Here is a 2,550-nt window from a genome sequence, read left to right on the forward strand (position 1 = left end):
CCCGGCTTTATGATGCGCTGATCAAAGCCAACCCGGACTGGGGCAGCGACGGGCGGCGGCACGAGATGAACCAGCTGATGATGCGGCTGATCTTCTGCATGTTCGCCGAGGATGTCGGGATTTTCCCCGACAACCAGTTCTCGCGCCTGCTGTTCACCCATGCGGGCGACCGGGGCGAGGAGGCGCGCGAAACCGTCATCGCGGCCTTCCAGGCGATGAACCTGCCCAAGGCCCGGCGTGAGGGCCTGCCCACCTGGACGGGCGAACTGGAATACGTCAATGGTGGGCTTTTTGCGGGTGCCATCGACGCGCCGCGCTTCGATGCCGCAGCCTTCCGCTATCTGCGCGAGGCCTGCGACCTGAACTGGCGCGAAATCAACCCCGACATCTTCGGTTCGATGATCCAGTCGGTTGCGGATTCGAAGCAGCGCTCGGAACTGGGGATGCATTATACCTCGGTGCCGAACATCATGAAGGTGATCGGACCACTGTTTCTGGACGATCTGGATGCCGAGATCCACAGGGCATGGGACCGTGCCCGGGCCCTGCAACAGGTGCTGGACCGGATGTCGCGGATGCGCGTGTTCGACCCGGCCTGCGGATCGGGGAATTTCCTTGTCGTATCCTATCGCGAACTTCGCGCGCGAGAGACACGGGTGCTGAAGCGCATGCAGGATTTGACGGGCGAGGCACAGAACCTGCTGTTCACCAATATCCCTATCACGCATTTCTATGGCATCGAGATCGCCGATTTCGCCGCCGAGACCGCCAAGCTGGCCCTGTTCATCGCCGAATATCAGGCCAATGCCACCTTTGCCGAGGTCTTTGGTCGCCGCCCCGCCGCCCTGCCCCTGAAAGACGCGGCGCATATCGTGACCGGCAATTCGCTGCGGCTGAACTGGGAGGATGTCTGCCCGCCCCCCGCCGAGGGCGAAGAAGTTTTCATCGCAGGCAATCCGCCGTTTCTGGGCGATGGCTCGCGCTCAGATGATCAGAATGCCGATATGGACCTTGTTCTCGCGGGACATATCGACGCCTACCGTCGCGTCGATTTTGTCGCCTGTTGGATGTTCAAGGCCGCAAACTATGTGCGCGGACGCACGGCAAGGTCGGCGCTGGTTTCCACAAATTCCATCTGTCAGGGGCAAGCAGTTGGGGCGTTTTGGGAAAATGTTCTCGTCGGCGGGGTAGAAATCGGATTCGCGCATCAGACATTCAAATGGAGAAACAACGCGTCGGCAAACGCGGCTGTGATGTGCGTCATCGTCGGTCTGCGAAACGCCTCAAAAGATCAAAGGTGGCTATTTGACGGCAGGATCAGTGCCGCAGTCGCGAATATCAATGCCTATCTGCTGGACGGTCCCGACCTGTTCGTGTCCGCAATTGCGCGATCATTGTTCGATCTTCCTTATATGGAATATGGCAACAAGCCCACGGATGGAGGCCACTTGATACTTACGCCGGATGAAAAGGAGGAACTGCTTGACCTTCGTCCAGATTCAGCCCGGTTCGTCAAGAAGTTCATGGGGTCTGCCGAGGTGGTTCGCGGCATCGAACGTTATTGCCTTTGGGTCGCAGATCAGGATGCGGACGCGGCGACACAGATTCCCGAGTTGAAGGCACGCTTCGATGCAGTCGCGAAGTTTCGCAGTGCCAGCAAGGCGGCACAAACCCGGCCAGCGGCGGCATACCCTCACAGATTTCGGCAAGCGCAGAACTGGGCAAAGGACCATTCCATCCTCGTCCCCAGTGTCACCTCGGAACGCCGCCCCTACCTTCCCGTCGTGCGGGTCGGAGCCGATGTCATCTCATCGAACCTCAATCAGGTGCTCTACGACGCACCCGATTGGTGCATCGCGCTGATCGCTTCTCGCCTGCATCTTGTCTGGATCGCCACGGTCTGCGGCAGGTTGGAAAGCCGGTTCCGCTATTCCAACACGCTTGGCTGGAACACCTTTCCGGTGCCGAATTTCAGCGAGGAGCAAAAGGCCGCGCTGTCAGCCTCGGCCCGGAACATCCTGCGGACCCGCTATTCGCATTATCCCAAGACCATCGCCGATCTTTACGATCCCGACAAGATGCCCGACGATCTGCGCGCCGTGCATCGCGAAAACGACGATCTGCTGGAAACCATGTATATCGGCCGCCCCTTCCGCAACGATACCGAACGGCTGGAAAAGCTGTTCAAGCTGTATGCCGCGCGGGTGAAGAAAGGCGGCAAGCCGTGACCCAGCCGGGCATCCCCGGAAAAAGAGTGAGGCGGCGCCCGAAGGCCCGCCTCATGATCTTGTCCGCGGGAGGGGCCAGAGGCCTGCTTGCGCACCCAAGGGCAACCTTTCCGCGTCTCACGCAAGGAGATATAGGGCCAATGGCCCTGGGGATCAAGCCGAAACTATGACCGATCTTAGCGTTCATAATCTGTTAACCACTTGCCTGAGTGACCAGCGGCTGCAGCGATATGCGCCTGCTGCCGCCGATGTCGGCGTGGCCCGCGAAGATGTCTATGTGTGGAACTGCGATCTGGCCGAATCCTTTCACTTGGTGCTGCAC

1 protein-coding gene is annotated in these 2,550 nt (G+C 59.8%); it reads left to right on the forward strand.

Translation table 11 applies throughout. From position 1 onward, the window contains the following. Positions 1-2,228 (forward strand): class I SAM-dependent DNA methyltransferase (locus ACK5L9_RS19285; protein WP_416913078.1); only part of this gene is annotated, 2,228 nt, incomplete at its 5' end. Positions 2,229-2,550: the final 322 nt, after the last annotated feature.

Source organism: Paracoccus sp. (in: a-proteobacteria), from assembly GCF_047973135.1.
GTDB lineage: Bacteria > Pseudomonadota > Alphaproteobacteria > Rhodobacterales > Rhodobacteraceae > Paracoccus.